Source organism: Dactylosporangium sp. NPDC049742, from assembly GCF_040674675.1.
In the GTDB taxonomy this organism is placed as follows: domain Bacteria; phylum Actinomycetota; class Actinomycetes; order Mycobacteriales; family Micromonosporaceae; genus Dactylosporangium; species Dactylosporangium maewongense.
Genome location: NZ_JBFANF010000003.1, coordinates 219345 through 245935, shown reverse-complemented (window position 1 = coordinate 245935; position 26591 = coordinate 219345). Strand labels below are relative to the sequence as shown.

The 26591-nt window shown below is 71.8% G+C and carries 20 protein-coding genes; 6 read left to right on the top strand and 14 right to left on the bottom strand.

The features are described 5' to 3' along the window. Positions 1 to 1138: 1138 nt before the first annotated feature. The 3 genes from AB0J72_RS06420 to AB0J72_RS06410 all read right to left on the bottom strand — a co-directional run bounded on the left by AB0J72_RS06420 (position 1139) and on the right by AB0J72_RS06410 (position 4576). Positions 1139 to 2302 carry a sensor histidine kinase gene (locus AB0J72_RS06420; protein WP_363395062.1) on the bottom strand — a complete coding sequence of 388 codons (1164 nt, stop codon included), beginning with the start codon at positions 2300 to 2302 and terminating at the stop codon, positions 1139 to 1141. 248 nt (positions 2303 to 2550) lie between these two features. Further along, complete coding sequence (locus AB0J72_RS06415; RefSeq protein ID WP_363395059.1) at positions 2551 to 3483, bottom strand: NAD-dependent epimerase/dehydratase family protein; 933 nt, start codon at positions 3481 to 3483, stop codon at positions 2551 to 2553. Between the two features lie 58 nt (positions 3484 to 3541). Then, positions 3542 to 4576: a LacI family DNA-binding transcriptional regulator gene (locus tag AB0J72_RS06410; protein WP_363395056.1), complete on the bottom strand. Its 1035-nt coding sequence runs from the start codon at positions 4574 to 4576 to the stop codon at positions 3542 to 3544. 110 nt (positions 4577 to 4686) lie between these two features. On the opposite strand from AB0J72_RS06410, the gene AB0J72_RS06405 reads away from it, so the two are divergent. Beyond that, positions 4687 to 6654: a cellulase family glycosylhydrolase gene (locus tag AB0J72_RS06405; RefSeq protein WP_363395052.1), complete on the top strand. Its 1968-nt coding sequence runs from the start codon at positions 4687 to 4689 to the stop codon at positions 6652 to 6654. A 31-nt stretch (positions 6655 to 6685) separates the two neighbouring features. Here AB0J72_RS06405 and AB0J72_RS06400 read toward each other — a convergent pair whose 3' ends face one another. The 6 genes from AB0J72_RS06400 to AB0J72_RS06375 form a co-directional block, all read right to left on the bottom strand. Further along, positions 6686 to 7675, bottom strand: coding sequence for a cellulase family glycosylhydrolase (locus AB0J72_RS06400; RefSeq protein WP_363395050.1), 990 nt, complete (start codon positions 7673 to 7675; stop codon positions 6686 to 6688). A 114-nt stretch (positions 7676 to 7789) separates the two neighbouring features. Beyond that, positions 7790 to 8686 carry an ROK family protein gene (locus tag AB0J72_RS06395; protein WP_363395047.1) on the bottom strand — a complete coding sequence of 299 codons (897 nt, stop codon included), beginning with the start codon at positions 8684 to 8686 and terminating at the stop codon, positions 7790 to 7792. Further along, positions 8683 to 9498, bottom strand: a complete 816-nt coding sequence (locus AB0J72_RS06390; protein ID WP_354891510.1) for a carbohydrate ABC transporter permease — start codon at positions 9496 to 9498, stop codon at positions 8683 to 8685. Before AB0J72_RS06390 ends, AB0J72_RS06395 begins: the two co-directional genes overlap by 4 nt. Continuing rightward, entirely contained in the window at positions 9495 to 10358 is an 864-nt protein-coding gene (locus AB0J72_RS06385) for a sugar ABC transporter permease (protein ID WP_344509465.1), read from the bottom strand. The genes AB0J72_RS06390 and AB0J72_RS06385 overlap by 4 nt, the downstream gene beginning before the upstream one ends. 62 nt (positions 10359 to 10420) lie before the next feature. Beyond that, positions 10421 to 11701 carry an ABC transporter substrate-binding protein gene (locus AB0J72_RS06380; RefSeq protein WP_363395328.1) on the bottom strand — a complete coding sequence of 427 codons (1281 nt, stop codon included), beginning with the start codon at positions 11699 to 11701 and terminating at the stop codon, positions 10421 to 10423. Positions 11702 to 11764: 63 nt separating this feature from the next. Next, positions 11765 to 12742 carry a cellulase family glycosylhydrolase gene (locus AB0J72_RS06375; RefSeq protein WP_363395043.1) on the bottom strand — a complete coding sequence of 326 codons (978 nt, stop codon included), beginning with the start codon at positions 12740 to 12742 and terminating at the stop codon, positions 11765 to 11767. Between the two features lie 236 nt (positions 12743 to 12978). On the opposite strand from AB0J72_RS06375, the gene AB0J72_RS06370 reads away from it, so the two are divergent. Next, positions 12979 to 13527 (top strand): hypothetical protein, encoded by a 549-nt coding sequence (locus AB0J72_RS06370; RefSeq protein ID WP_363395040.1) that lies wholly within the window; start codon positions 12979 to 12981, stop codon positions 13525 to 13527. A gap of 116 nt (positions 13528 to 13643) precedes the next feature. On the opposite strand, the gene AB0J72_RS06365 is transcribed toward AB0J72_RS06370, so the two are convergent. Both AB0J72_RS06365 and AB0J72_RS06360 read right to left on the bottom strand, forming a co-directional pair. After that, positions 13644 to 15494: an ABC transporter ATP-binding protein gene (locus tag AB0J72_RS06365; protein ID WP_363395325.1), complete on the bottom strand. Its 1851-nt coding sequence runs from the start codon at positions 15492 to 15494 to the stop codon at positions 13644 to 13646. A 74-nt stretch (positions 15495 to 15568) separates the two neighbouring features. Further along, a complete protein-coding gene (locus tag AB0J72_RS06360; RefSeq protein WP_363395037.1) occupies positions 15569 to 18100 on the bottom strand; it encodes a LuxR C-terminal-related transcriptional regulator in 2532 nt (843 codons plus the stop codon). A gap of 84 nt (positions 18101 to 18184) precedes the next feature. Here AB0J72_RS06360 and AB0J72_RS06355 point away from each other — a divergent pair, with 84 nt between their 5' ends. The 3 genes from AB0J72_RS06355 to AB0J72_RS06345 are packed head-to-tail and all read left to right on the top strand — an operon-like array spanning position 18185 to position 20248. After that, on the top strand, positions 18185 to 19003 hold the full coding sequence (locus AB0J72_RS06355; protein WP_363395035.1) for a MerR family transcriptional regulator: 819 nt from the start codon (positions 18185 to 18187) through the stop codon (positions 19001 to 19003). Between the two features lie 27 nt (positions 19004 to 19030). Beyond that, positions 19031 to 19384, top strand: a complete 354-nt coding sequence (locus AB0J72_RS06350; RefSeq protein ID WP_363395032.1) for a VOC family protein — start codon at positions 19031 to 19033, stop codon at positions 19382 to 19384. A gap of 21 nt (positions 19385 to 19405) precedes the next feature. Further along, the gene (locus AB0J72_RS06345) at positions 19406 to 20248 is read left to right on the top strand and encodes an isocitrate lyase/phosphoenolpyruvate mutase family protein (protein WP_363395029.1); all 843 of its coding nucleotides are present in this window, start codon (positions 19406 to 19408) and stop codon (positions 20246 to 20248) included. Between the two features lie 43 nt (positions 20249 to 20291). Here AB0J72_RS06345 and rox read toward each other — a convergent pair whose 3' ends face one another. Beyond that, the gene (gene rox, locus AB0J72_RS06340; protein WP_363395026.1) at positions 20292 to 21710 is read right to left on the bottom strand and encodes a rifampin monooxygenase; all 1419 of its coding nucleotides are present in this window, start codon (positions 21708 to 21710) and stop codon (positions 20292 to 20294) included. Positions 21711 to 22064: 354 nt separating this feature from the next. Between rox and AB0J72_RS06335 the strand changes: the two genes are divergently transcribed. Further along, complete coding sequence (locus AB0J72_RS06335) at positions 22065 to 22382, top strand: hypothetical protein (RefSeq protein ID WP_363395023.1); 318 nt, start codon at positions 22065 to 22067, stop codon at positions 22380 to 22382. A gap of 113 nt (positions 22383 to 22495) precedes the next feature. Here the strand turns inward: AB0J72_RS06335 and AB0J72_RS06330 are convergent, their stop codons facing one another. Next, positions 22496 to 23884, bottom strand: a complete 1389-nt coding sequence (locus AB0J72_RS06330) for a family 43 glycosylhydrolase (protein WP_363395020.1) — start codon at positions 23882 to 23884, stop codon at positions 22496 to 22498. Positions 23885 to 23893: 9 nt separating this feature from the next. After that, positions 23894 to 26398, bottom strand: coding sequence for an alpha-L-arabinofuranosidase C-terminal domain-containing protein (locus tag AB0J72_RS06325; RefSeq protein ID WP_363395017.1), 2505 nt, complete (start codon positions 26396 to 26398; stop codon positions 23894 to 23896). Between the last annotated feature and the right edge of the window lie 193 nt (positions 26399 to 26591).

Below are 26591 nucleotides of genomic sequence, written 5' to 3'. Positions count from 1 at the left end.
GTCCCTTCCCCGCCTTCGGGCGCTCATGCCATCACACCCGCTGCGCTCCGACGCTGGCCCGGGCTCAACCGTGTGCTCATGGTTCGCGGGCCTCCGCTGCGTTCGGAGACGCTCATGCCGGCACCTCCGCTGCGCTCCGGCGTGAGCTGAACGGTGCGCCCATGTCGGCGGGCCTTCGCCGCGCTCGGGACGCTCATGTCATCACGCCCGCTGCACTCCGGCGCCCGTCTGAGTTCCAGCCCATGTTCGCGGGCCTCCGCTGTATTCGGGCGTTCATGTCCGTCACATCCGCTGCGCTTCCGACGTCGGCGTGAGCTGAACCCGGTGTCGATGGTTCGCGTCCTTCCCTGCGATCGGGCGGTCATGCCATCACGCCCGCTGTGCTTCGACGCTGGCCTGGGCTCAACCGTGTGCCCACAGTTCGCGGGCCTCCGCTGCGTTCGGAGACGCTCATGCCGGCACCTCCGCTGCGCTTCGGCGTGAGCTGAACGGTGCGCCCATGTCTGCAGGCCTTCGCCGCGCTCGGGGACGCTCGTGTCATCACGCCTGCTGCGCTTCTTTGAAGTCGGCGTGAGCTGACCCCGGTGCCCATGGTCCGTGGGCCTCCGCTGCGCGACAGGGCGCTCATGCCGTCACCTTCGCTGCGCTTCTTGACGTCGACGCGAGCTGAACCCTGTGCACATGGTCCATGAGCCTCTGCTGCGCGACGGGGCGCTCATGCCGTCACCTCCGTCGCGGTCCGGCACAGGTCTGAGCACCTGCCCATGGTTCGCGGCCTTCGCTGCGATCGGGGCGCTCATGTCTGGCGCCCTTCGCCGTGCTCTGGTGTTGGCGGGAGCTGAACCCTGTGCTCATGGTTCCCGTCCCTTCGCAGCCTTCGGGGCGCTCATGTCGTCACGTCCGCTGCGCTTCGGCGTCGGCGTGAGCTCCAGCCCATGGTCCGTGGGCCTCCACTGCGCGACAGGGTGCTCATGCCGTCACATCCGACGCGGTCCGGCACAGGTCTGAGCACCAGCCCAGAGTTAGCCGGCCTCCGCTGCGCGACAGGGCGCTCATGCCGTCACCCCTTCGCTGCGGTCCGGCGTCCGTCTGCGTTGCAGTCCGTGGTTGGCCGGGCTTCGTTGCGCGGCGGGGGTGGTCATGCGGGGACCGCTGCGTTGGTGACCAGCGGGAGTCTGGCGCGGACCTCGAAGCCGCCGGCCGGTAACGGGGCGGCGGTGAGGTCGCCGCCGAGGAGTTCGCAACGCTCGGTCATGCCCGTGATGCCGCGGCCGGGCTGTGTGGCGGCGGACTTCGGGCCTGTGTTGGTGACCAGGACCTCCAGGACGTCGGCGCGCCGGTTGAGTGTGACGGTCACGCGGGTGGGGCCGACGTGGCGGATCACGTTGGTGAGCGCCTCCTGCACGATCCGGTACGCGGTGGTGCCGACGGAGGTCGGGACCTCGCCCGCCGTGTCCGCGTCGAGGGTCAGGTCGAGGCCCGCGTCGCGGGCGACCACGGCGAGCTCGTGCACCTGCCCCAGCCCCGGGTGCGGCACCCGGCCGTCGTCGTCGTTGCGGAGCACGCCGAGGACGGTCCGCATCTCCTGCAGCGCCTGGGCGCTCGTCTGCTCGATCGTCACCAGCGCCTCGCGGGCCCGGTCCGGGCGCTGGTCCAGCATGTACGCCGTGACGCCCGCCTGCACGTTGATGATGGCGATCGCGTGCGCGACCGTGTCGTGCACCTCGCGGGCGATCCGGAGCCGCTCCGCGTCCACGCGCGACCGGGCCTCCTCCTCGCGGGTCCGCTCGGCCTGCGCCGCCCGCTCCAGGGCCTCCGCCACCGCGACCCGCCGCGACCGGACCGACTCGCCCAGGGCTGCCGCCATGACGGACGCCGCGATCCGGAAGAACACCCACCCGATCGCCGCCCGCGGCTCCACGTCGGCGCCCACGATCAGCCAGCCGGTGGCCAGCACGGCGATGCCGGCGCCCGCGATCAGCAGCGACCGGCGGCCGTCGCCATAGGCGGTCAGCGTGTACAGCGCGACGAACAGCCCGATCCACCCCGGCCCGTCGGAGAACCCGACGACGAAATACGCCAGGCTGATCAGCGCCGAGGTGACGAACACCGCGACCGGCCAGCGCCGCCGCACGGCCAGGATCAGCCCGCTCGCGACCAGCAGGGCGATGCCGAGGTGGCCCAGCTCGGCCAGCGGGCGCGACCCCACGTCCTGCGGCTTCGCGAGGGTCCCCTGCACCTGCATGACCGCCACGAAGCAGCCGAGCAGGAGGTCCTGCACCAGCGCCCCCGGTCGTCTCATACCCGCAGCTTAGTTGCCCGGCACGACAGAAAACCTACGACGAGGGGCGCGACCGGCACGGCACCGCCTACGCAGATCTGCGTACCGGTGGCCGCCGCCCGCCTGAGGACGCCGGCCGGGTGGCGCCGCGACGATCGTCAGCGTGAGCCCACCGCGGCAGCGTCAAGCCCCGGTCCTCGTCGCCGCCGTCGGACTGTCGGGGGCCTTCGGCGGCGACGCGGTGATGAGGCTGCGGTCGGTGGACGCGGTCATGCACCTGCTCGGGCGGCCGGGCGCTCCTCGAACGTCTCCCGGATCGCCGCGTCCAGAGGCTTCCCGGACGCCGGCTCGATGAACAGGTCGGCGAGCAGCACGTCCGCGAGGTGGGACGGGTTGACGCCGGACTCCTTGCGCCCCAGGGCCTGCAGCCCACCGCCGAGCTTCAGGGCGGCGCGGACCACGGCGGCGGGCAGCCGGCGGGCCTTGCGGGGGCGCCCGGCCGCCGTCGCGATGCGCTCCAGCATCTCGCCCCAGCGGAGGTTCTCGTCGGCGACGGGAATGTCCTCGCCGCTGCCCTGTTCGAGGGCGTCGGCGGCGACCTCGGCCACGGCGCGCGCCGAGGTCACGGCGGTCCCGCCGGTGGGGGCGAGCAGCGGCGACCGGGAGCGGGCCCACCCGTCCAGCGCCGGCGCCCAGTTCGGCAGCCGGTCCCCGGCCCGCCCGAACACGAACGGCAGCTCCAGCACGGCGACCGGCAGCCCGGGCCCGGCGGCCTCGCGCGCCTCCGTCGCCTGTTCGACCCTGCAGCGGATGTACGTGTGCCGCTCGGTCAGTCGCAGTTCAGGGTGCAGCCGGTCCCAGTACGTGTAGTACGAGCCCATGACGACGCCGCGGGTCAGGCCTTCCTCCCGGGCCGCCGCGAACAGCCGCACCACCGGCTCGACGATGTCGCGGCGGAACTGCGGATGGATCGGCTTGCGCAGGGCGCGTTGTTCGTCGGTACGGGCCGCGTACACCACCCCGTCATGCCCGGTGAGCACCTTGCGCAGCTCGTCGGCCGGCGCGACCTCCATGTCGAGCAGGTGGTCGACCCCCGGCTGCGCGCTGCGCGCCACGGTCGTCACCTCGTGCCCCCGCTCGCGGAGCACGTCCACGACGTGCGCCCCGATCAGCCCGCTGCCACCCACCACAAGAATCCGCACGCCGGATCATGCACGCGGGGCCCACCCCCGTGTCAAGGGATCGTTTCGAATACATCGATCACGGATGTCGCGGCCGCAGCGGGCGGGTCGACTCCCGCACGTGCAGGGTGCCCGGCGGCAGGGTGGTGTGGCTGACCTCGCCGGTGTGCAGCGTCCGCAGCAGGGCCCGGGCGGTCAGCTCCGCCTGGTGCGCGGGGGTCTGCTCGACGGCGGTGATCGCCGGGACGGTGATCTGGCACAGGTCGGAGTCGTCCCAGGCGATCACCGACACGTCCCCCGGCACGGAGCGGCCCAGGTCGTGCACGACCTTGAGGGCGGCGGCGGCCATGACGTCGTTGTCGAAGACGACCGCGGTCGGCGGGTCGGCGCCGCTCATCAGGTCCAGCATCGCCCGCATGCCGTCCACCGCGCTGTAGTTGGTGTGCAGCACGCGATGGCGGTCCAGGCCGGCCCGGTCCACGGCGGCGGCGAACGCCGCGTCGCGCTGCCGGGTGTGCAGCAGCTCCGCGACCCCGGCGACGCGGGCGAACGAGCGGTGCCCCAGCGCCCGCAGGTAGTCGGCGATGCGCGCGGCCGTGCCGGCGGCGTCGGCGTCGACGCTGCTGATGGTGTCCGGTCCGGTGTGCCCGCCGATGACGGCGGCGGGCAGGCCCAGCTCGACGAGCGCGTCGATGCGCGGGTCCTGCGGGCGGACGTCGGTCACGATGACGCCGTCGACGTGCCGGCCGGCGAACCACCGGCGGTACACATCCACGGTGTCGTCGACCTCGTCGACCAGGTGCAGCAGCAGGCTCATGCCGTTGCGGTTGAGCTCCGCCTCGACGCCGCTGAGCATCTGCGTCAGGTAGGAGTCGACGATCAGCACCCGCGGCGGGCGCACCAGCACGAGGCCGATCGCGTTGGCGCGGGACAGCCCGAGGGAGCGCGCGGCGAGGTTGGGCGCCCAGCCGAGCTCGCGGGCGGCGGCCAGGACCTTCGCGCGGGTCATCTCGGACACGCCGGAGCGCCCGTTGAGCGCATACGACACCGCCGCCTCGGAGACGCCCGCGCGGGTGGCGACCTGACGGATCGTGACCCGGCGACTGAAGCGCATAAGGCAGACCGTAAGACGATCAATGCGCCGTGTCAACGTCATCATTGACACGCCAGCGGCGCCAACTCTAGTCTCCGGACTGATTCGGTTAAGTCTACGGAAGGCAGCCGATGATCAGACCCCTTCTCGCCGCATGCGCCGGACTCGCCCTCGTGCTGGCCGCCGGCCCAGCGAGCGCGACCACGCACGGCGACACCGGCTTCGTCACCCGCCATGGCGACGACCTCACCCTCAACGGCAAGGAGTTCCGGTTCGCCGGCTCCAACAACTACCGCCTGATGTACCGCTCACCGGCGATGGTCGACGACGTCTTCGCCGACGCGAAGGCCGCCGGCTTCACCGTGCTGCGCACCTGGGGCTTCCTGGACATCGGCGCCCAGGACGACACGGGATCCGTGCACCACAAGGAGAACGGCGTCTACTTCCAGTACTGGGACGGCACGCGACCCGCCTACAACGACGGCCCCGACGGCCTGCAGCACCTCGACCAGGTGGTGAAGTCGGCCCGGGACAAGGGCATCCGGCTGGTCATCCCGCTGACCAACAACTGGAGCGCCTTCGGCGGCATGGACCAGTACGTGCGCTGGCGCGGCGGCGCCCACCACGACGACTTCTACACCGACCCGGTGATCCGCGGCTGGTACAAGGACTGGATCAGCCACGTGCTGAACCGCACCAACAGCCTCACCGGCGTCAAGTACAAGGACGACCCCACCATCATGGCGTGGGAGCTCGCCAACGAGCCCCGCTGCGTCGGCTCCGGCGTCTACCCGCGCTCGGCGGCGTGCACCGACGCGACGGTCACCGCATGGGCCGCCGACATCAGCGCCCACCTCGACAGCGTCGACCGCAAGCACCTCATCAGCCCCGGTGACGAGGGTTTCCTGTGTACCGACAGGGCCAGCTCCGACTTCACCGTCAACTGCGCCGACGGCGTCGACTCGGCGGCCCTCGCCGCGCTCCCGGCGGTCGACTTCATGTCCTTCCACCTGTACCCGGACCACTGGAAGAAGGACCCGTCGTGGGGCAGCGGCTGGATCACCACCCACGCCCGCCTCGCCGACCGGCTGCGCAAGCCGGTGATGCTCGGTGAGTTCGGCCTGCTGGACAAGGCGTCCCGCAACGTCGTCTACCAGCAGTGGACCGACGCCGCGGTCAGCGCCCGCCTCGACGGCTTCCTGTACTGGATCCTCTCCGGTGTGCAGGACGACGGCACCGACTACCCCGACTACGACGGCTTCACCGTCTACTGCCCCAGCCCGGTGTGCACCACCGTCGCCAACGCCGGCGACGAGCTACGGCACGGCCGGCGCTCCCGCCCGCCGGTCGCCGACCACGACACCGCGCAGACACTGCGCGACGACCCCGTGACGCTCACCCCGGCCGCGAACGACATCGCCTACCGCACCAGGGTCAAGGCCGCCACCATCGACCTGGACCCGGCCGCCGCCGGCCAGCAGACCACGGTGACCCTGCCCGGCGGCTCGTTCGGCCTGAACGCGAAGACCGGCGTCGTCACGTTCACGCCCGCCGCCGGTTTCGTGGGGCGGGTGGCCGCGCCGTACACCATCCGCGACGAGGCGGGCCGCACCTCCAACGTCGCGGAGCTGCGCGTCACGGTGAAGAACCGGCCCGGCGACGCCCTGGTCCTGGCCTCGTTCGAGGCGGGCACCGAGGGATGGGCCGCGGCGAGCTGGCAGTCCAACGCCGGCACGGTGGCGCAGACGACCGAGTTCCATCCCGAGGGCTCCGCCGGGCTGCGGGTCACCACCGCCGACGGCGGCTGGTTCGGCGTCGGCGGCCTGACGGGGGTCGACCTGTCCGGCAAGTCCGCCCTGCGGTACGAGCTGCACACCACCACCGGCACGTCCTACAGCATCGCCGTGCAGACCGGCGACGCCTACACCTGGTGCCAGTCGACCTGGGGCTACGCGAGCGCCGGCAGCACCACGACCGTCGAGGCGGACCTGGCCACCGCCATGTCCTGCGACGCCGCGGCGCTGGCGGACGTGCGGGCCGTCTACGTCTGGTTCGACGGCAACGGCACGCACGACATCGACCACCTCCGCGCCCAGTAGGCGGCGCCCGGCGACCAGGGGCAGGCCACCGTCAGTTGTAGACGGTGGCCTGCCTCGAGGTCTGCTTCCAGCCGTTGGTGCCCCAGATGATGCGGTCGCCCCACCAGGAGCGGTTGTTGACGTTGAAGCCGTACACCATGTCCAGGTACTCCACGCCGCCGCCGTTGCCGGACCACGACCAGGCGAGCCAGCCGATCCCGCGGTAGTTGGCGTGGTTGACGATCGCGTCCTCGTCGACCGGGCCGTCGGAGTGCCAGTGGCCGAACTCCCCGACGACGAGCGGCAGGCCCGCGTTCACGTAGGAGTCGATGTACGTGTAGACCTCCTGCGCGGTGTCGTACACCCCGTACATGTGCACGGAGAACACCGTGTTGCGCAACGGGTCGGCGGACAGCACGCCCGCCGCGTTGTTCCGCATGATCCACTGGTGGTCCTGGCCCCAGTTGGGGGCGTCGACGATGAGCGTGTGCTGGAGCCCGCCGTTGCGCAGCTTCTGCACCGCGGCGCGCGTCGCGCCCGCCCACTGGGAGGCGCTGTTGTTGCCGAGCGGCTCGTTGCCGATGTTGATGATCGCGTACGCCTCCTGGCCCTGCAGCGCGCTCTTCACCGCGAGCCAGTAGTTGGCGGCGGCGTCGAGGGTGACGGCGCCGCCCTGGTCGCCGTAGCCCGTCGTGTCGTGGTTCTCCAGGACGCAGACGAGCTTGTAGGCCTTGCAGCGGGAGATGACGGCGGAGACGTCGGCCGCGCTGCTGTAGCCGTAGCGGCCGCCGGTGAGCACGACCCGGATGGTGTTGGCGCCGGAGTTCTTCATGTCCGCCCACACCTGGGTCTGGCTGGTGTACCAGGCGTGGCCGTGGTTGGCGCCGCGCATGATGAACTGGTTGCCCCGCGCGTCGAGCAGCCTGGTGCCGGAGACCCGGAACCCGGTCGCCGCGGCGGCCGGCGCCGCCGGTCCCGCGACGACGAGTCCGGCGGCGGCGAGCATCCCCGCGGCGACAGCGGCCAGTGTCCGTCGTGCCATGACAGCTCCAATCTGTCCTGAACCGATGAAGCAACGGCAGGCAGCACTGAGCCAGTCGGGACGGAGAATGGCAGCGCTGGCGGGCGTTGCCATCCCAGTGGAGCACTTAACGGATTAAGTTGCAACCAGTCGCTGGTACTCGTGCTCAGCGAGGCCGAGCGCGCCGAGCACGCCGGAGAGACCGCCCAGGTCCGGCGGGACGATGTAGGTGGACAGGTCGGCGGTGGCGGGCACGGCGTCGAGGGCCTTGCCGAGCCGGTCGGCGGTGGCGGCCCGCACGGCGTCCAGGAGCCCGGGGATGTTCAGGACGCCGCCGCCGACGACGATGCGGTGCGGCATCAGCAGGTACAGGATGGACGTCATGAGCTGCGAGAGGTAGTGCGCCTCGAGCGCCACCGTCCGGGACAGCAGCGGGCCGAGGTCGTGGGCGGGGCGGCCGGCCCGGCGGGCGATGGCGGGGCCGCTGGCGAGGCCTTCGACGCAGTCGCCGTGAAACGGGCAGGTGCCGGCGAAGTCGTCGCCGGGGTGGCGCTGGACGTGCAGGTGGCCCATCTCGGGGTGCAGCAGGCCGTGCAGCGGGCGGCCGTCGACGACGGCGCCGCCGCCGATGCCCGTGCCGACGGTCACGTAGACGACGGTGCCCTGGCCGCGGCCGGCGCCCCAGCGGTGTTCGCCGTAGGCGGCGCCGTTGACGTCGGTGTCCAGCGCCACCGGGACGCCGAGCCCGCGCCGCAGCGCGCCCACCAGGTCGGTGCCGCCCCAGCCGGGCTTCGGGGTGGTGGTGATCCGGCCCGAGGCGAGGTCGAGCGGGCCGAACGAGGCGACGCCCAGCGCGGCGATGTCGCGGCCGGCGGCGCGCTGGGCGCGGAAGTAGGCGATGACCCGGTCGAGGGTCTCCCCCGGCGAGGTCGTCGGGATGGTGGTGCGGTCCACGACCGCGTCGGGGCCGACCCCCACCGCGCACACCACCTTCGTGCCGCCTGCCTCGACACCACCGAACAGCACGCTCACTTGCCGGCCCCCGCGGTGAATCCGTTGTAGATGAAGCGCTGCAGGGCGAGAAATGCAACGAGCGTTGGAATGATGACGAGGATGACGCCCGCGGAGATGACCTCCCACTGCGCCCCGAACGGCCCCTTGAAGCGGTACAGCGACGTGGAGATGACCCCGAGCTCCTGCGACGGCATGTACAGGAACGGGATGTAGAACTCGTTGTACATGGCGATGCCCTTGATGATGACGACCGTGGCGATCGCCGGCTTCAGCAGCGGCAGGATGATCCTCCAGTAGATGCCGAACGCGGAGGCGCCCTCCATCGCGGCGGCCTCGTCGAGCTCGCGCGGCACGCCGCGCAGGAACTGCTGGAAGATGTAGATGGAGATGATGTCGGTGCCGAGGAAGAGCACGATCGCCGACCAGCGGCTGTCGTAGAGGTCGAGGGCGTCGACGACCTTGAACGTGGCGACCTGGGTGGTCACCCCGGGCACGAGGGTGGCGAGCAGGAAGAGCGCGACGACCACCCCGCGGAGGCGGAACCGGAAGCGGTCGATGGCGTAGGCGGCCATCGACCCGATGAGGACCGTGCCGGCGAGCGAGACCGCCATGATGATGGACGTGTTCACGAAGCCGCGGAGCATGTGCCCCTTGGTGAAGGCCGTGACGTAGTTGTCGAGGTTGAACCAGTCGCCGGGCGGGTCGAAGGGGCCGCTGTTGAGGTACTCGGTGTTGGTTTTCAGTGACGCCATCACCAGCACGACGGGCGGCAGCAGCACCACCAGGCACGCGCCGGTCAGCGACAGGTACTTCAGCACACGGGCGATCACGAGAGGTCCACCTTCTCGTCGGGTGCGATGCGGCGCTGCAACCACGTCACCAGCAGGATGATCAGCAGCAGGACGACCGCCATCGCCGAGGCGAGGCCGAGCTTGTAGTACTTGAAGGCCATGTTCACGGTCTGGATGACGAACGTCTCGCTGTCGTTGGCGCCGCCGGTCATGATGAACGGGATCTCGAACACCGACAGCGAGCCGGAGATCGCGAGGATGAACGACAGCCCGACGATCGGCCGGATGCCCGGCAGGATGATGTGCAGGAACTGGTCCCAGCGGTTCGCGCCGTCCAGCTCGGCCGCCTCGTACAGGTGCGCGGGGATCGACTGGATGGCGCCGAGGAACAGCACGAAGTTGAGGCCCAGGTAGCGCCAGATCGAGGTGCCGGCGAGCGAGTAGTTGACCACCTCGGGGTCGCCGAGCCACTGCTGGGTCGCGCCGCCGAGGCCGACCGCCGACATCGCCGAGTCGAGGGTGCCGCCGGGCTGGAAGAAGAACAGGAAGATCATGCCGATGGCGACGCCGTTGATGAGGTACGGGAAGAACAGCACGCCCTTGAACAGGTTCCGGAAGCGCGTGTTGAAGCTCAGGATCGTGGCGAAATACAACGCGAGCAGGATTTGCACCACGGACGCGCCGATGTAGTACAGGCTGACCTTGAGCACGCCGAAGAGTTCCGGCCGGGTGGCGATCTCGACGTAGTTGTCGATCCCGACGAACTCCCGGCTCGGGCTCAGCCCGTCCCAGGACGTGACGCTGTAGCCGAACATGTTCACCACCGGGATGTAGGTGAACACGATCAGGAACGTCAGCGGCGCAACGAGAAACACGTAGGGGGTCAGCTTCCGGCCCACGTCTCACCTTTCGAGGACAGAGGCGTGCGGCCCGGCGAAGGGCCGCACGCCAAGCAGCACACCTACTTGAGCTTCGCCCGGGTGTCGGCCCACTTCTTGTTCAGGTCGGCGAAGATCTGTTCCTTCGTCTCCTTCTTCGCGCCGCGGGCCGCGTCGACGATCCGCTGGCGGTACTTGCCGTCGAACAGCGCGATCTCGGCGGTGTTGCCGATCTTGTCGGCGAGCCCCTCCTCGCCCTTCGGCGCCGGGTTCAGCTCGATGAACTCCGTCTTGGCCGCCTGCAGGTCGGCGAGGGACGCCGGCAGCTGCGCGCTCGTCACCACCGAGACGCCGCCCTGGTCGGTGGCGTAGTTCGACTCGTCGGCGAACCAGTCGACCCATGCCCGCGCGGTCGCCTTGTTCTTCGAGTTGACGTTGATGCCGTTCTTGTAGTCGCCGCCGACGACGGTGTGGAACTTGCCGTTGACCTGGTTGGGGAACGGCCAGTAGCCGATGTCGTCCTTGCTGGCGGCGGCCGCCTGCATCTGCACCACGGACCAGGAGCCGAGCACCATCGTGGCGATCTTGCCGGTGCCGAGCATGCCCTTGGACTGCTCCCAGTTGGTCGTCGTCGGGTCCGGCTCGGTGTAGCCGCCCTTGACCGCGTCGAAGAGCAGCGAGTCGATGATGTACTGCTCCTTGCCGGGGCTCCACGGCGCGTCGTCCTTGGCGAGCTTGGTGGCCGCCTCCGGGTCGCCGCTGACCGCGCCGCGCACGCCCTCCCACTGGCCGAGCGGCCAGCCGTCCTTGTAGTTGGTGTACAGCGGGATCACGCCGGTCTTGTCCTTGATGGCCTTCAGCGCCGCCAGGAAGTCCTCGGGCGTCTTCGGCGGCTCGGTGACGCCGGCCTGCGCCCACACCTTCTTGTTGAACACGTAGCCCTGGGCATTGCCGGTGATGGCGAGGCCGTACACCTTGCCGCCGAACGTCTGCTCGGAGCGCACGAACCGGTACTTGTCCTTCAGCGCGTCCACGGTGCCCAGCGGCTCGAAGAACAGCGGCAGCTGGTCGGCGGTGACGGAGTTCGGGATCGGCAGCACGTCGCCGTAGTTCTTCGTGTTCATCCGGACGCGCACCTCACCCTCGTAGTCGGTGATCGCCTCGAACTTGACGTTCGTGCCGGGATACTTCGCCTCGAACTTCTTCTTGTACTCCGGCAGCACGGTGTCGACGAGGTCGGTCCGCTGCGTCAGTACCGTGATGTCGCCGGCGATCTTGCCGTCCGAGCCGCTGCCCGCGTCGTCCCCGCAGGCGGTGAGGACGAGGGAGGTCACTGCGAGCAAGGCGACGAGGTGCTTCTTCATATGCACGGGTACCACCTTCCGATCTGAGGGGGTGTTATCGGTTGTGCCGCACAGGTGCCAGGTTCAGAACGAGCGCATGAGGTCGAGCAGGCGGACGTCGACGTCGAAACCGTCGCGCCGCTCGAACCGGGCGCCGGGCCGGTGGTGCCCGACGATGCCGAACGGGCCTTCGAACTCCCACAGGGCGTAGCCCCAGCCGAACTGCCCGAAGACGTCGAACAGGTCGGCGAACCAGGCCCGGGCGACCTCGTCGGGGGTGTGCTCGTAGCAGCCGAACTCACCGACGTGCACGGGGACGCCCGCCGCTTCCAGCTCGCGCCACGGCGCGTAGAAGTCGCGCAGCCCGGCGGCGTCCCACCAGCGCCCGTCGTAGTCGCACGGGTAGGCGGGCGCCGGGAGCCCCTGATGCCCGGGCCACCAGGGCGCCCGGTAGTGCGAGACGCTCATCGGCTGGTATCCGCGGACGCTCTGCGTGGCGCCGAGGTCGGCGAGCTCGGGCATGGCGAGGTTGCCGCCGTCGAGGCCGTCGATGACCAGCGGCCGGTCCGGCGAGATCGCCCGCACCGCGGCGGCCGCGTGCCGGATGACGGCCTCATGGGCGTCGCGGGTGAAGCCGCGCAGCCCCAACGCGGGGGGCTCGTTGACGAGGTCGAAGCTGAGCGCTTCCGCCGGGATGCCGCTGTACCGCTGGGCGAACCGCTCCCACGTGGCGACGAACGCGTCGCGGGCCGGGCGGTCCGTCCACAGGTTGTACGGCTCGGTCTCCCACCCGGTGATGATGTAGCCGGGCGCGCGGTGCAGGTTCAGTGAAAGATGCAAGCCACGCTGCCGGCACGCGTCGAGGATCTTGTCGACGCGGGCGAGCACCGACTCGTCGGCCTGGTGCGGGTCGCCGCCGACGCTCCACAGCCGGTAGTCCGTCGGCAGCCGGATGAAGTTGAATCCCCACGCCGCGACGGCGTCCAGGACCCGCTCGTCGGGCCCGGCCGCGCCGGCGTGCGCGTTGAACATCCACTGGACGTTGAACCCGTGGTGGGGCATCGCGGATCGACCCTTCAGGCGGTGCCGGCCCCGGCCGCGCGCCTGGGGTGGAGGCGCGCGCTCACTGAACCGGATAAGTTCCATCAACCTAGGCCCGCACATTGAAGCTGTCAATCCCACCCCGCCGCCACACGCCAAGACTGAAGCGCATAACCATGTCAGGCGGGTTGCGGCGGTGCTGTAGCTTCGCGGGTCGCCGACCGACGGCGCGTGCCGAAGCAGAAGCAGGAGCCACCGTGACCGACCGCACCGAAGCCACCGAGAGACTGCTGCGGCGACTGCGTTCCGACGCCGGAGTGGCCCCGGCGTCGCGGGACGTGGAGCCGCCCGAGCTGGCAGTGTGGCGGCAGATGCGCGACGACCCGTTCCTCGCGGAGTGCTTCACCGTCACCGACGACCCGCCCGCCGTCCACAGCTACCTCGCCGACGGTCACCCAGGCGTGGCCAGATTCCTGGCCGACATCCTCTGGCTGGGCGAGAGCGACGGCCGCCTGCCGATCGGCTACTGGAGCGCGGGCGCGGACACCTTCGCCGGCGCGCCGGTCATCTCCGTCGACGACGAGGCGAGCGTTGAACTGGTCGGCACCAGCCTGGTCGACTTCCTCGGCACGTGGGTCGGCGAACTCGGCGCCGAGGAACTGCTCGACTTCTGCCGCCGGGCAGGCCTGCGGCCGCCGATGTCGAAGGCCGAACGCGACGCGGCACTCGCGGACCACCCGGACCCGCAGGAGGTGTTCGACTTCTTCCTGGACTCGGTAGGGTCGCCGCCACCCGCGCCTTCCTGATCGCCCTCGCCCGGAGCCATGCCGGTCACGCCCGGACCCGCGGCGCGAGGGGCACCGGCGGGCGGGACCCCTCGCGGCGCAAGCTGCCCGGGCGGTGTGCCGGACCGAGGGCCGGGCTACACGCGGACCTGGTCGTCGGTGTCGGCGAACTGGGTGGAGTAGAGCTCGGCGTAGCGGCCGCCGGCGGCGAGCAGGGACGTGTGGGTGCCGCGTTCGACGATCTGGCCGGCCTCGACGACGAGGATGAGGTCGGCGGCGCGGACGGTGGACAGGCGGTGCGCGATGACGACCGCCGTCCGGCCGCTGAGGGCCTCGGCGAGCGCCGCCTGCACCGCGGCCTCCGACGTCGAGTCGAGGTGTGCGGTCGCCTCGTCGAGGACGACGACCTGCTGGCCGGCCAGGAGCAGGCGGGCGATGGTGAGGCGCTGCCGTTCGCCGCCGGAGAGGCGGTAGCCGCGCTCGCCGACGACGGTGTCGAGGCCGTCGGGGAGGGAGGCGACCAGTTCGTCGAGGCGGGCCCGGCGCAGGACCGTCCACAGCTCGTCCTCGGTCGCCGACGGCCGGGCCAGCAGCAGGTTGGCGCGGACCGACTCGTGGAAGAGGTGCCCGTCCTGGGTGACCATGCCCAGGGTGGCGCGGATCGCGTCGAAGGACAGGTCGCGGACGTCGATCCCGCCGAGGCGGACGGTGCCGCTGTCCACGTCGTACAGGCGCGGCAGGAGCTGCGCGATGGTCGACTTCCCGGCGCCGGACGAGCCGACCAGGGCGATCATCTGGCCCGGCTCGGCCTTGAACGAGACGTCGTGCAGGACCTCCACGCCGCCGCGGGTGTCCAGGGAGGCGACCTCCTCCAGCGAGGCGAGGGACACCTTGTCGGCGGAGGGGTAGCCGAAGCGGACGGAGGAGAACTCGACGGACACCGGGCCGGGCGGGACCTCGCGGGCGTCGGGCTTCTCCGCGACGAGCGGGCGCAGGTCGAGGATCTCGAAGACCCGCTCGAAGCTGACCAGGGCGCTCATCACCTCGACCCGGGCGCTCGCGAGGGCGGTCAGCGGCGCGTACAGCCGGGTCAGCAGCAGCGCGAGCGCCACGACCGCGCCCGCGTCGAGCCGGCCGCCGAGGGCCGCGACGCCGCCGACGCCGTAGACGAGGGCCAGGGCGAGCGAGGACACGACGGTCAGCGCGGTGATGAACACGGTCTGGTTCATGGCGGTGCGGACGCCGATGTCGCGGACCCGGCCGGCCCGGGCGGCGAACTCCACCGACTCGTCGGAGGGCCGGCCGAAGAGCTTGATGAGGGTGGCACCGGGCGCGGAGAAGCGCTCCGTCATCTGGGTGCTCATCGCCGAGTTGTGCGTGGCGGCCTCGCGCTGCAGGCGGGCGAGCCGGGTGCCCATCCGGCGAGCCGGCAGCACGAACACCGGCAGGAGCAGCAGCGCGAGCAGCGTGATCTTCCACGACAGGCTCACCATCACCGCGAACGTCAGCGACAGGGTGACGATGTTGCTGACGACGCCGGACAGGGTGCCGCTGAACGCGCGCTGCGCGCCGATGACGTCGTTGTTGAGCCGGCTGACGAGCGCGCCGGTGCGGGTGCGGGTGAAGAACGCGACCGGCATGCGCTGCACGTGGTCGAAGACGGTGGTGCGCAGGTCGAGGATCAGCCCCTCGCCGATCTGCGCCGACAGCAGCCGGGCGAGCAGCCCGACGCCGGCCTCGACGAGCGCGATGACCGCGATCAGCACCGCGAGGGTGACGACGGTGTCGCGGGAGCCGCCGCCGACGATCGCGTCGACGACGCGGCCGGCGAGCACCGGCGTGGCGACGGCGAGGAGGGCCGTCACGACGCTCAGCGACAGGAACCCGGCGAGCCGGGCCTTGTGCGGGCGCGCGAACGCGGCGATCCGGCGCAGCGTGGCGACCGAGAACGGCCGCCGGTCCTGGGTCGCGTGGATGGCTTGGTACATCTGGTTCCAGGCGGTGACTTCCATACTCACGTCCGCCACCGTACGACCTGGAGTGGGCTTCAGGTCCAATCGGTTTACAAGAGGCCGAGGTCGCGGGCGCGGCGGACCGCCTCGGCGCGGCTGGACGCGTCGACCTTGCGCAGCACCTCCCGGATGTGGGTGCGCACGGTCTTCACCGACACGTCCATGAGCTCGGCGATCTCCTCGGTCGGGGTCAGCGCCGCGAGGTGCCGCAGCACCTCCGCCTGCCGGAGGCTGAAACCGGGCACGGGATCCGCCGCCGTCGCGTGCCGGCGCAGCAGCTGGCGCACGACGCCGTCGGCCTCGTGGACGGCGCGGGTGCCGCCGTCGTCGACGGTGAACCCGACGGCGGTCCGCAGCGCCTCGGCGGCGCGCTCGTCGTCGCCCTGCCGGGCGGTGCCGGCCGCGAGCAGCAGCCACGCCTCGACGAGCACGCCGACCGACAGGCCCAGCAGGCACAGCACCTGGTGGGCGCAGTCGACGGCGCGCTGCGGGTCGCCGGCCGCGAGCAGCGCCGAGCCGCGGGCCAGGGTCGCCTCCGGCCGCCCCGGGTCGAGGCGGGCCAGGGCGGTGCGGGCCTCCTCGTGGCGGCCCATCGCGACCAGGACCCGCGACTCGGCGAGGTCCAGCTCGTGCCGCACCCAGAGGCGGGCCGAGGTCTCCGGCGACGCGCCGCGCAGCACCGACAGCGCCGCGGGCAGCTCACCGCGGGCGCGCAGGAGCCTGGACCGCACGATGGTCAGGGTGGCCGCGTAGGCGCTCTCCCGCGGCATGATGTCGGTGGCCAGCCCCTCCTCGGCGGTGCGCAGGTGACGCCAGGCCGCGGCGGTGTCGTAGCGTTCGGCGGCCACCCATGCGAGCGCGAGGTCGGCGATGTGCCGCGGGCCCCGGTTCAGCGCCTCGGTGCGCGCCACCACGTCGGATGCGCGATGGGCGGTGTCGTACGCCGACCGCAGCCTCCCCAGCAGCGCCTCCGTGAAGGCGAGATGCTGCGTGCAGTACGCGAGGAGGCCGCCGCACCGTTCGCTGCGGGCCGCTTGGATCGCCGCGGCGAAACTCCCGGCGGCCTCGTCGAGCCGGCCGGCCCGCAGGTGCGCCGTCGCGACGCCGGACAGGACGAACACCCGCAGCTCCGGCCGCACGGCGATCCTGCCCGGGTCGACCTGCGGCAGCAGCCGCGCCGCGGCGCCGGTGACCGCGTCGAGCCGCTCCGCGTCGCCGGTCTCGTAGGCGACGGACTGCTGGACCATGCACGCGGCGAGCCGGACCGGCAGCGGCGCGTCGGGGGCGGGGCGCCAGGCGTCGCCGGCGAGGAGCCGCTCGGCCCGCGGGAGGTCGCTGTGGGAGAGCGCGTGGGCGGCGGCGACGATCACGCCCTCCGGCGTCGCGGGCTCGGCCGGCATCCCGGCGAGCAGCCCCGTGAGCCGGCCCGCCGGCCCGTCCACGATGACCTCGCCGACCGCCAGGTCGTCGACGACGAACCGGGCCGCGTCCTCCCACGCGCCGACGGCCGCCGCGTGCCCGACGGCGCCGTCGAGGTCACCGTGCCGGGCGGACCAGCGGGCCGCGACGAGCCCGGCGGTCCTGGCCGCGGCGGGCGGCAGCGGGAGCCGGTCGCGCAGCACGGCACCGAACAGCGGGTGGAGGCGGTAGGTGCCCTGTGCCTCGCTCACCGTCTCCAGGAACGCGCCGGCCTCCTCCAGGTCGGCGATGACGTCGCCCTCCTCGACGCCGCCCACGATCGCGGCGAGCTCGGCCGTGAACGTGTCCAGGCGGGCCACCCCGGCCAGCAGGCGCCGCCGGCGCGGGGTGCACCGGTCCAGGATCTCCCCGGTGAAGTAGTCGACGACGTAGTCGTGCCCGGCCAGCACCGGCACCCCGGCGCCGTCCGCCATCGCCAGCGCGCACAGGCGCACCCCGGCGAGCCAGCCCCGGGTCTGCTCCATCACGTCGGCGAGCGCGGCCGGGGTCAGGTCGACGCCGTGCAGCGCGAACAGCGCCCGCGCCTCGCCGGCGTCCAGCGCCAGCTCGGCCCAGCGCAGCTCGCTGAGCTGGTCGGTCAGCCGGTAGCGGTGCAGCGGGAACCGTGGCCGGTGCCGGCCGACGAGCACCAGGCGGAGGTGGCTCTGCGCGTGCCGCAGCAGGAACTCGATCTCGCCCAGCTGCTCCGCGTCGAGCCAGCAGGCGTCGTCGAGGACGAGCACGATCGAGTGCTGCTGGTGGGAGAGGACGGCCGCCAGCTCGGTGACCGTCGCGTGGTCGGGCGCGCCGGTCAGGTCCAGCAGCGTCGCGGGCAGCAGCACCCCGGCGCCGCGCAGGGCCGCCAGCAGGTGCTGCCACAGGCGAGCCGGCTGGGCCTGGTCGTCCTGGTCGACGGTGAGCCACGCGATCGAGTCCCAGCCCGGACTGTCGTCGGCCCACGCGGCGACCAGGCGGCTCTTGCCGGATCCGGCCGGCCCCGTGACCACGGTGACCGGCAGGTCGGTCAGGCTCCACAACAGGTCGATGAGCTGCTCACGCGGCAGCGCCCGGTCCACCGGCTCGGGCCTGGTGAGCTTCGCGGACAGCAGTGGCGCTCCCTCCATGGAGGCCTCCATCTGTTTCGATACCCGACAGCATATGCGGAGAAGCTTGACCTTCCACCTACTGGAACAGGTTCACTCAATGGCATGACACGGGGCATGACACCGGGCGTCACCATCGGCGAGTTCTCGCGGCTGTGCCATCTCAGCGCGAAGACGCTGCGGTACTACCACGATATCGAGCTGCTGGTGCCGGCCGGTATCGACGAAGACACCGGTTACCGGCGGTACGCGCCGGGGCAGGTCGACGACGCGCACCTCATCCGGCGGCTGCGGGACCTCGACATGCCGATCGCGGAGATCCGCGGGGTGCTCGCCGAGCCCGACCCGTCCGCGCGGCACGAGGCCCTGGCCCGGCACCTGGACCGGATGGAGGCCGAGCTCACCCGTACCCGTGACGTGGTCCTGTCGCTGCGCCGCCTGCTGGGGCCCGAGCCCGAGCTGCCGGTCCGGCACCGGCTGTCGGCGGGATCGCCCGTGCTCCGGGTGTCGGCGCGGATCACCCGCACCGAGGTGACGGACTGGTGCGGGCGGGTCTTCCCCGAGCTGTACGCGACGCTCGCCGCGCTCGGCACCGATCCGGCCGGCCCGGCCGGCGCGACCTACTCCGCCGAGTTCTTCGAGGGCGAGATCGGGGAGGTCGTCGCGTTCGTGCCCGTTTCGGCGGACGTGGTGCGGGCGGGCGACGACCGGTTCGCGACCCTGCCGCCCGCCCGCTACGCCGTCGCCGTGCACAACGGCCCGTTCGCCGACTGCGACATCACGTACGGCCGGCTCGGCCTGCACGTCGCGTCCCACGACACCGCCCTGCCCGACCCGATCGTCGAGGTCTACCTGGTCGGACCCGACGAGACCACCGACCCGGCCGAGTTCCGCACCGAGATCTGCTGGCCGATTTCCGCCTGACCTTCGATTCCTCAGGAGAGAGAGCACATGACCGACCTCGCCATCGCCCACGTCACCGTCGACTGCACCGACGCGGCCGCCCTCGCCGGCTTCTACGCCGCGCTGCTGGACCGCACCGTCGACCCGGAGGCGACCCCGTTCTTCGCGACCGTGGGCCGCTCGACCGGCGCCCAGCCCGTCCTCATGTTCATCCAGGTCCCCGACAAGACCCCGGGCAAGAACAGCATCCACCTCGACCTGCACACCGCCGACCTGCCCGGCGCCGTCGCCCGCGCCGTCGGCCTCGGCGCGAAGCAGGTCGGCGACTTCAACGAGTACGGCGCCGTCTGGACGACGTTGTCGGACCCCGAGGGTAACCTCTTCGACATCGGCGCCGGCTGATCGTCTTCAGGGGGTTTCGCGATGGGCGGGGACCGGCGGCAGCAGTTCGTGGATCTGCACCGGGAGGGCTGCTTCCTGCTGCCCAACGCGTGGGATGCGGGCAGCGCCCGGGTCCTCGAGTCCGCCGGCTTCCCCGCCGTCGCGACCACCAGCGCCGGGATCGCGTTCTCCCTCGGCCGCCCCGACCACGACTTCTTCGCCGACCACGGTCCGCAGGCCCGCCTCGACCGCACCACGATGCTCGACCGGGTCCGCGAGATCGTGGCCGCGGTCGACGTGCCGGTGAGCGCCGACCTCGAGGAAGGCTTCGGCACTTCCCCGGAGGACGTCGCGGCCACCATCTCGCTGGCCGTCGCCGCCGGCGCCGCGGGCGGCAACATCGAGGACTTCACCGGCTCGCGGGCCCGGCCCCTGCACGACCAGGCGCTCGCCGTGGAGCGGATCCGGGCCGCCCGCGCCGCGGTCGACTCTTCCGGCGAGCCGTTCGTCCTCGTCGGCCGCACCGACGCGCTCATCGTCGGCGGCACCCTCACCGACGCCGTCGACCGGGCCAATGCCTACCTGGCGGCCGGCGCGGACTGCGCGTTCGTGCCGGGCGCCGCCGACCCGGCCACGATCGGCACGCTGGTCCGCGAGCTCACCGGCCCGCTCAACGTGGTCATGGGCCTGACCGGCGGCACCCTGTCCGTGGCCGCCCTGCGCGACCTCGGCGTCCGCCGCGTCACCGTCGGCGGCAGCATCGCCCGCGCGATGTATCACCACCTGCGCCGGGCCGCCCGCGAGCTGGCCGAGCACGGCACCTTCGCGTATGCCGACACCCAGCTCTCCCAGTCCGACCTGAACGACCTCTTCCGCCGTCCGTAGGCCGCCGCGGGCGCGTCGCGGTGACGCGCCCGCGGCAGCGCGATCAGGCGGGTCTGCCGAACCAGCGGGCGAGGTGGTCGTCCAGGTCCTGCTGGTCGTCGCCGACCCAGGCGACGTGGCCGTCGGGGCGGAGCAGGACGCACGGGGCGTCCAGCGCCGCGGTGGGGTCCCCGAGGTGGTCCACCCGGTCCGACCAGCCGCCGGCGGTCAGGCGTCCGGTGCGGTCCAGCAGCAGGCCGCGGCCGCGGTGCAGCAGGTCGTACAGGCGACCCTGGTGCACGTCGAGGTCGGGCAGGCGGCGGCCGAGCAGGTCGGGGCCCGGCCCGAAGTCGTAGCGGACGCCGATCGCGGTGATCTTCTCCATCAGGTGGCGGTTCACCTCGTCGAAGTCCATCAGCTCGGTGAGCAGCCTGCGCAGGGCCTGGGGGCCCGGTTCGGTGGAGAACAGCTCCATCTGGGCGCGGGTGTTGTCCAGCACGTCCGCGGCGACCGGATGCCGCTCGGCCTCGTAGGTGTCCAGCAGCATGTCCGGCGCCCAGCCGCGGATCTGCGCGGCCAGCTTCCAGCCGAGGTTGAACGCGTCCTGGACGCCAAGGTTGAGGCCCTGCCCGCCGATGGGTGGATGGATGTGGGCCGCGTCGCCGGCCAGCAGCACCCGCCCGACCCGGTACCGTTCGGCGAGCCGGGTGGCGTCGCCGAAGCGGGACAACCAGCGCGGGGAGTGCACGCCGAAGTCGGTACCGGCCATGGCGCGCAGCTGACGCTGGAAGTCCTCGATGGTGGGTGGCTCCGCGCGGTCGCTGACTCCCGCGCCGGGGATCACGACGCGATAGACCTCGCCGAAGGGTCCGAAGGTGAACCGCTGATCGATCTTGCGGACCTCGGCCACCCTGGCGGCGATCTCCTCCGGCGGCGCAGCCGCCTCCATCTCCCCCATCAGCGTGTCGGTCCGCGAGGGCTCGCCGGGGAAGCCGACGCCGAGCAGCTTGCGCACGGTGCTGCGGGCGCCGTCGCAGCCGACGAGGTAGCGCGATCGCAGTTGTTCCCCGCCGGCCAGCTCGACGGTCACGCCATCGCCGTCCTGTTCGAGGCCGGTCACCGCGCAGCCGCGCCGGACCTGCGCGCCCAGTGCGATCGCGTGTTCTTCGAGCAGGTGCACGATGACCGGCTGCGGGATGCCCAGCAGGTAGGCGTGCGCGGTGTCCAGATTCTCGGGCGCGGGCTTGTCGATGGCGGCGAAGAAGCCGGCGGCCGGACGCCGCCGTGCGCGTGCGGCGATGCGCTCCAGCAGCCCGCGCATCGCCATCAGCTCGATGCTGCGGACATGCAGGCCGACGATGCGGACGAACGACGCGGGCTCGGTCTCCTTCTCCAGGACGAGCACCCGCACGTCGTGCAGTCGCAGCTCGGCGGCCAGCATCGCACCGGCCGGGCCACACCCGGCAATGATCACGTCGAACATAGGTTGTTGCCTTTCGGGAGTGCCTGGTTGGCGGGGCGCTCCCGGCGACACCTACGTCAATCGCCCGGCCGTGACGGCAAGGGGGAGCACCCACTTCGATACAGCGTTCATGGGTCTCACCTCCTCGGGCGGTGTCACGGACAGCAGCAAGGTACAAGCCCGATCCTCATCCCGTCCAGTCCATTCCGGCCGCGACACCCGGACCGACCGCATGCCGTCCGCGTGTCGTGCGGCGTGTCGATCTGGTGTTCGAAGTCGGGTCGTGTCGGTGCTGTCGGCCGGGCGGGCGGTGGCCTACGTTCGGGACGTCGCCGGTCGTCGGGGGCCGGCGCGGAAACCGGACGGGGTGGAGCCATGGCTGGTGTTGTGCCGGGGCCGCGGGAGCGGCGGGCGGACGGGTGCACGGTGGAGTTCGCGATCGGCGGGGTGCCGGGGGCGATGACGACCGGGCACGGGATGGACGGCGGGCTGCGGCGGGTGGACCTGCGGGCGGGGGTGCACGGTTCCGAGCTGGCCGGGCTGGCCGACGCGCTCGCCACGGCGATCACGCTCGGGCTGCAGCACGGAGCGCCGCCGGCCGCGTACATCGACGTGCTGCGGCGGCTTGAACTGGACGCGCCGGTCGAGGACGGCAACCCGCTCGTCGAGGCGCTGGGGTCCGCACCCGAGTAGACGGCACGACAGATGGCGTCGCGAGGGGTACCGACGCGGAAACCCCTCGCGACGCGACCTGCGCCGACCTGAGCAGGCGCGACCTGCGCCGACCTGAGCGGGCGCGGCCTGCGCTAACCGAGCAGGAAGGTCATCTCCCGGCCGGTGGTGACGATGCCCCGGTCGTGGCGCAGGAACGTGCCGGGCGCCCCGGCGAGCTCCAGCGTCACGCCCGGGCCGCGGGTGGTGCGGCGGAACGCGGTGCCCGGGCCCGGTTCGAGGCGCACGCCGCCGCCGGCGACCGTGACGTGGCGGTCCGGGTAGTTCACCGACTGCAGCGTCTCCGTGCCGTCGGCGGCCGCGACGAACCGGAACTGGCTGTCGGCGAGCTCCCGCACGTCGGCGTCGACGCGCAGCACGAAGGAGCTGTGGCGCAGGAAGCCGCGCGGGACGTCGGACGGGGTGAGCCGGACGATCGGGCCGCCCGCGCCGACCGGCACGCCGAAGAGGGGCGTGCCGTCGCGGTGCCAGTACAGCTGCTGCACGCGGGTGTGGCGGTTCGGGTCGTAGAGCGGGTCGCCGGCGATGTCGCGGTAGTCGCGGGCGTGGTAGACCAGCAGGTCGGTGCCGTCCGGGGTGACGGTGAAGCTGTTGTGCCCGGGGCCGAACTGCCTGGTGTGCTCGTTGGAGACGAACACCGGGTCGGGGTTCTTCACCCACGACGCGCGGTCGAGCAGGTCCGCGCCGTCGTCCGCGGTGAGCAGGCCCATGCAGTAGCGCGAGTCGGTGGCGCTGGCGGAGAAGGTCACGAACACGCGCCCGTTGCGCACGATCACGGCGGGTCCCTCGTTGACCCGGAAGCCCTGGATCTCCCAGCCGCGGGTCGGCGTCGCGATCCGCGTCGGCTTCGTCGCCAGGGCGAAGGGTGAGGCCATCTCGGCGATGTACAGGCTGGTGTTGACCGCGATCTCCGGCTCGCTCTGCGCCCACACCAGGTATCGCCTGCGGCCGTGCTCGAAGGTGGTGGCGTCGAGGGAGAACCCGTCCCACTCGGTCTCGATCCGGCCGCGCAGGACCCAGCCCGACGGGTCCCGCGGGTCGGCGAGCGGCGACTCGAGCACATACATCCGGACCCGGAACACGTCGTCGGAGTCGCCGGCCGCGAAGTAGATGTACCAGCGGCCGTCGATGCGGTGCAGCTCCGGCGCCCAGATGTGCCCGGCCATCCTGCCGCCGGCGGGGCGCCGCCAGACGACGGTCTCGGCCGCGGTGGCGAGCCCCTCGATCGTGCCGGCGCCGCGGACCACGATCCGGTCGTACTCCGGGACCGACCCGGTGAAGTAGTACATGCCCCGCACGGGATGCGTGATGAACGGGTCGGCCCGCCGCTCGATCAGCGGATTTCGCGTCGGTACGAGCGGCAGCTCGCGCTCTGCGTGGGCGGAGGAGGCGAGGCCGGCCACGGCCCCGGTGGCGGCGAGCCCGCCCAGCATCAGCGTCCGCCGGCGGATCTGGAACGACATGACGGCCCCTTACCTGGTCCGGATCCGGATGAACGTGACGGAGTTCGGCGCGAACGTGTGCGTGAAGGCCGGCGCCACCTTCAGGTCGGTGGTGACCGGCTGGATCGGCTCGGCGGAGCGGGTGTTCTGCTCGCCGGGGTCGCCGCTGATGACGGTCATCCGGGCGGTGCCGCGGACCTTGCGCCGGCCGAGGTCGATCTTCGTGACGGCGGACGTGTCCTGCGCGTTGACGACCTTCACGATGAGGTCGCCGGTCGCCTCGTCCTGCGTGACCACCTGGGCGAAGGGCTCCGCGACCTTGTCGTCGTCGAAGCCGCCCCACAGCTCGCCGTTGAGGTAGAGCCTGACGCTGGTCCCGCGGACCTCGATCTTGATGTCGTACGTGACGCCGGTGGCGATCGTGTTGGGCTTGGAGATGACCATCTCCTTGCCGCCGCCGGCGCCCTTCTGGATGGCGCCGAGGGTGTTGTTCCAGCCGCCGAGGTTCCACCAGTACAGCTCGCCGGACTCCTGCACCCCGAAGGCGACGAGGAACCCTTCGGCGCCGGACCGCTTCGTGGCCTTCAGGGTGTAGTCGTAGTCGGTGGCGGTGATGTGGCCGGCCTTGATGAGCGTGTCGAGCGCCGCCGTGTCCGACTGCAGGAACCCGCCGTCGGCGACGGACCAGGTGCCGCGCGGCTCGACCGGCGTCCACTGCCCGGAGCCCGCGGAGAAGTCGTCGCTGAAGAGCACGGTCCCGTCGGGCGCGGTCACCTTCACGTCGTCGTACACCGCGGCGGTCGCCCACGTGGAGAGGCCGAGCGCGCCGGTGATCGGCTTCGGCTGGGCGAGCTTCCCGGTGGCCCGGCTCGGCACGACCCGGTCGCCGACGTTGTTCATGAAGAGCTTCTGCACCTGGTAGCTGGTGGTGCCCCACGACTCGTCGTTGTCGAACCAGATCATGTCGGGCCGCCACTGCACGTGGTCGATGTTCGCCAGCAGCGGCGCGTAGGAGGCCATCTTGACGACGTCGGCGTTGCGCTCCAGGCCGGTCATGTAGGCGGCCTCGGCGAGCGCGTTGTAGAGCTTGCCGTCCAGCGACGCGTACTCGCCGAGGAAGACCTTCGGGCCGTTGCGGTCGTAGGCGTCGTAGCGCTTGTTGTTCTGCAGGAACCAGGCGGGGCTGTTGTAGTAGTGCTCGTCGACCATGTCGACGCCGGCCTCGCGGTTGTAGCGCCACAGCAGGTCGAACACGAAACCCTGGTCGTCGGGGCCGGAGTTGCTGATGACCGTGATGTCCGGGTACCTCGCCTTGATGGCCGCCTCGTACTTGACGAAGTTCGCGAAGTACTCGTTCGGCAGGTTCTCCTCGTTGCCGACCGCGACGTGGGTGAGGTGGAACGGCGCGGGGTGCCCCATGTCGGCGCGTAGCCGGCCCCAGGTCGAGTCGGCCGGGCCGTTGGCGAACTCGATCAGGTCGAGGGTGTCCTGGATGTGCCGCCGCAGCAGCGCGTCGTCGACCGTGGCGCGGTTCTGCCCGCAGCCGGTGACCAGCGCCGGCACGACCGGCAGCGGCATCGCGCCGATGTCCTCGGCGAACTGCAGGTACTCGAAGTAGCCGAGGCCGTAGGACTGGTTGTAGCCCCAGAAGTTCGCGTTCGCCGCCCGCGTCTCGACCGGCCCGACGGTGTCCTTCCACTGGTACGCGCGGGCCCGCGGGAAGCCGGACGCGGCGTCGTAGCCGTACATGCTGCCGGTGTTGACCAGGCAGCCGCCGGGGAACCGGACGAACCCGGGGTGCAGCGCGGCGATCTTCTCCGCCAGGTCCTTGCGCAGCCCGTTGCGGCGGCCCTTGAACGTGTCGCGGGGGAAGATCGAGACCTCGTCGAGGCGGACGGTGCCCGCGCCGCCGCCGCGCAGCGTCAGCCGCCCGGCGTCGGTGGTGCGACCGGCCTTCAGGGTGCCGGTGTACTGCTTCCAGGCGTCGCCCTGCACGGCGATGGCGACCTCGTCGCTCGCGTCGCCGAGGCCGACCGTCAGCTGGGTGCCCGCCGGGGCGGTGCTGCGGGCCCAGACGGAGAAGTCGTAGGTGGCGCCGGCCCTGACCGCGAAGCCCTGGTCGTAGCCGGCGTTGGTGAGCGTGAACGGCGCCTCGACCTTGAGATAGGTGCGGTTGCGCTCGTTGAGCCGGGCGTCGTCGCTGGTCACCACCGCGGTCGCGCCGGTCCCGCCGGTCGCGGTCCAGGCGGTGAGGCCGGTGTAGGAGCCGTTGTCGGCGGGCAGGAACTCGAACGAGCGGTTGCGCACCAGCTCGGCGTAGAGCCCGCCGTCGGCGGCGAAGTTGATGTCCTCGAAGAAGACGCCGTACATGCTCCTGTCGATCCGCGGCCCGGTGGCGGCGGGGTCGACGGTGATCGTGTAGTCCGCCGGTGCCGCCGGCGGCTGCGCGACCGCGGGCGTGACGCCGGCGACCGAGGCGACGAGCAGCAGCGTCACCGACGCTCGTGCTGCTCTCTTGGCGCGGGCAAGGGACATCCGTCCTCCTGAGGGGCGTGGTGTCGGTCCGAGCGCGCAGCGGGCGTCAACACTGCTACGTGAGCGCTAACATTCCACTCACGGAGATTCCCTCCGTCCAGGCGGGAGTGCGATGTTAGCGGTAACGCGGGTCGAGTATGGTCGATCCACCCGCGGCGGTCAACCCGGCCCAGCCCGGCCCCAGCCCGGCCGG

Coding starts and splice junctions, on each gene's coding strand:
- AB0J72_RS06420 (WP_363395062.1), bottom strand. CDS start 2,302: ATGAGACGACCGGGGGCGCTGGTGCAGGACCTCCTGCTCGGCTGCTTC.
- AB0J72_RS06410 (WP_363395056.1), bottom strand. CDS start 4,576: ATGCGCTTCAGTCGCCGGGTCACGATCCGTCAGGTCGCCACCCGCGCG.
- AB0J72_RS06405 (WP_363395052.1), top strand. CDS start 4,687: ATGATCAGACCCCTTCTCGCCGCATGCGCCGGACTCGCCCTCGTGCTG.
- AB0J72_RS06400 (WP_363395050.1), bottom strand. CDS start 7,675: ATGGCACGACGGACACTGGCCGCTGTCGCCGCGGGGATGCTCGCCGCC.
- AB0J72_RS06380 (WP_363395328.1), bottom strand. CDS start 11,701: ATGAAGAAGCACCTCGTCGCCTTGCTCGCAGTGACCTCCCTCGTCCTC.
- AB0J72_RS06375 (WP_363395043.1), bottom strand. CDS start 12,742: ATGCCCCACCACGGGTTCAACGTCCAGTGGATGTTCAACGCGCACGCC.
- AB0J72_RS06365 (WP_363395325.1), bottom strand. CDS start 15,494: ATGTACCAAGCCATCCACGCGACCCAGGACCGGCGGCCGTTCTCGGTC.
- AB0J72_RS06360 (WP_363395037.1), bottom strand. CDS start 18,100: ATGGAGGGAGCGCCACTGCTGTCCGCGAAGCTCACCAGGCCCGAGCCG.
- AB0J72_RS06355 (WP_363395035.1), top strand. CDS start 18,185: ATGACACGGGGCATGACACCGGGCGTCACCATCGGCGAGTTCTCGCGG.
- AB0J72_RS06350 (WP_363395032.1), top strand. CDS start 19,031: ATGACCGACCTCGCCATCGCCCACGTCACCGTCGACTGCACCGACGCG.
- AB0J72_RS06345 (WP_363395029.1), top strand. CDS start 19,406: ATGGGCGGGGACCGGCGGCAGCAGTTCGTGGATCTGCACCGGGAGGGC.
- rox (WP_363395026.1), bottom strand. CDS start 21,710: ATGTTCGACGTGATCATTGCCGGGTGTGGCCCGGCCGGTGCGATGCTG.
- AB0J72_RS06335 (WP_363395023.1), top strand. CDS start 22,065: ATGGCTGGTGTTGTGCCGGGGCCGCGGGAGCGGCGGGCGGACGGGTGC.
- AB0J72_RS06330 (WP_363395020.1), bottom strand. CDS start 23,884: ATGTCGTTCCAGATCCGCCGGCGGACGCTGATGCTGGGCGGGCTCGCC.
- AB0J72_RS06325 (WP_363395017.1), bottom strand. CDS start 26,398: ATGTCCCTTGCCCGCGCCAAGAGAGCAGCACGAGCGTCGGTGACGCTG.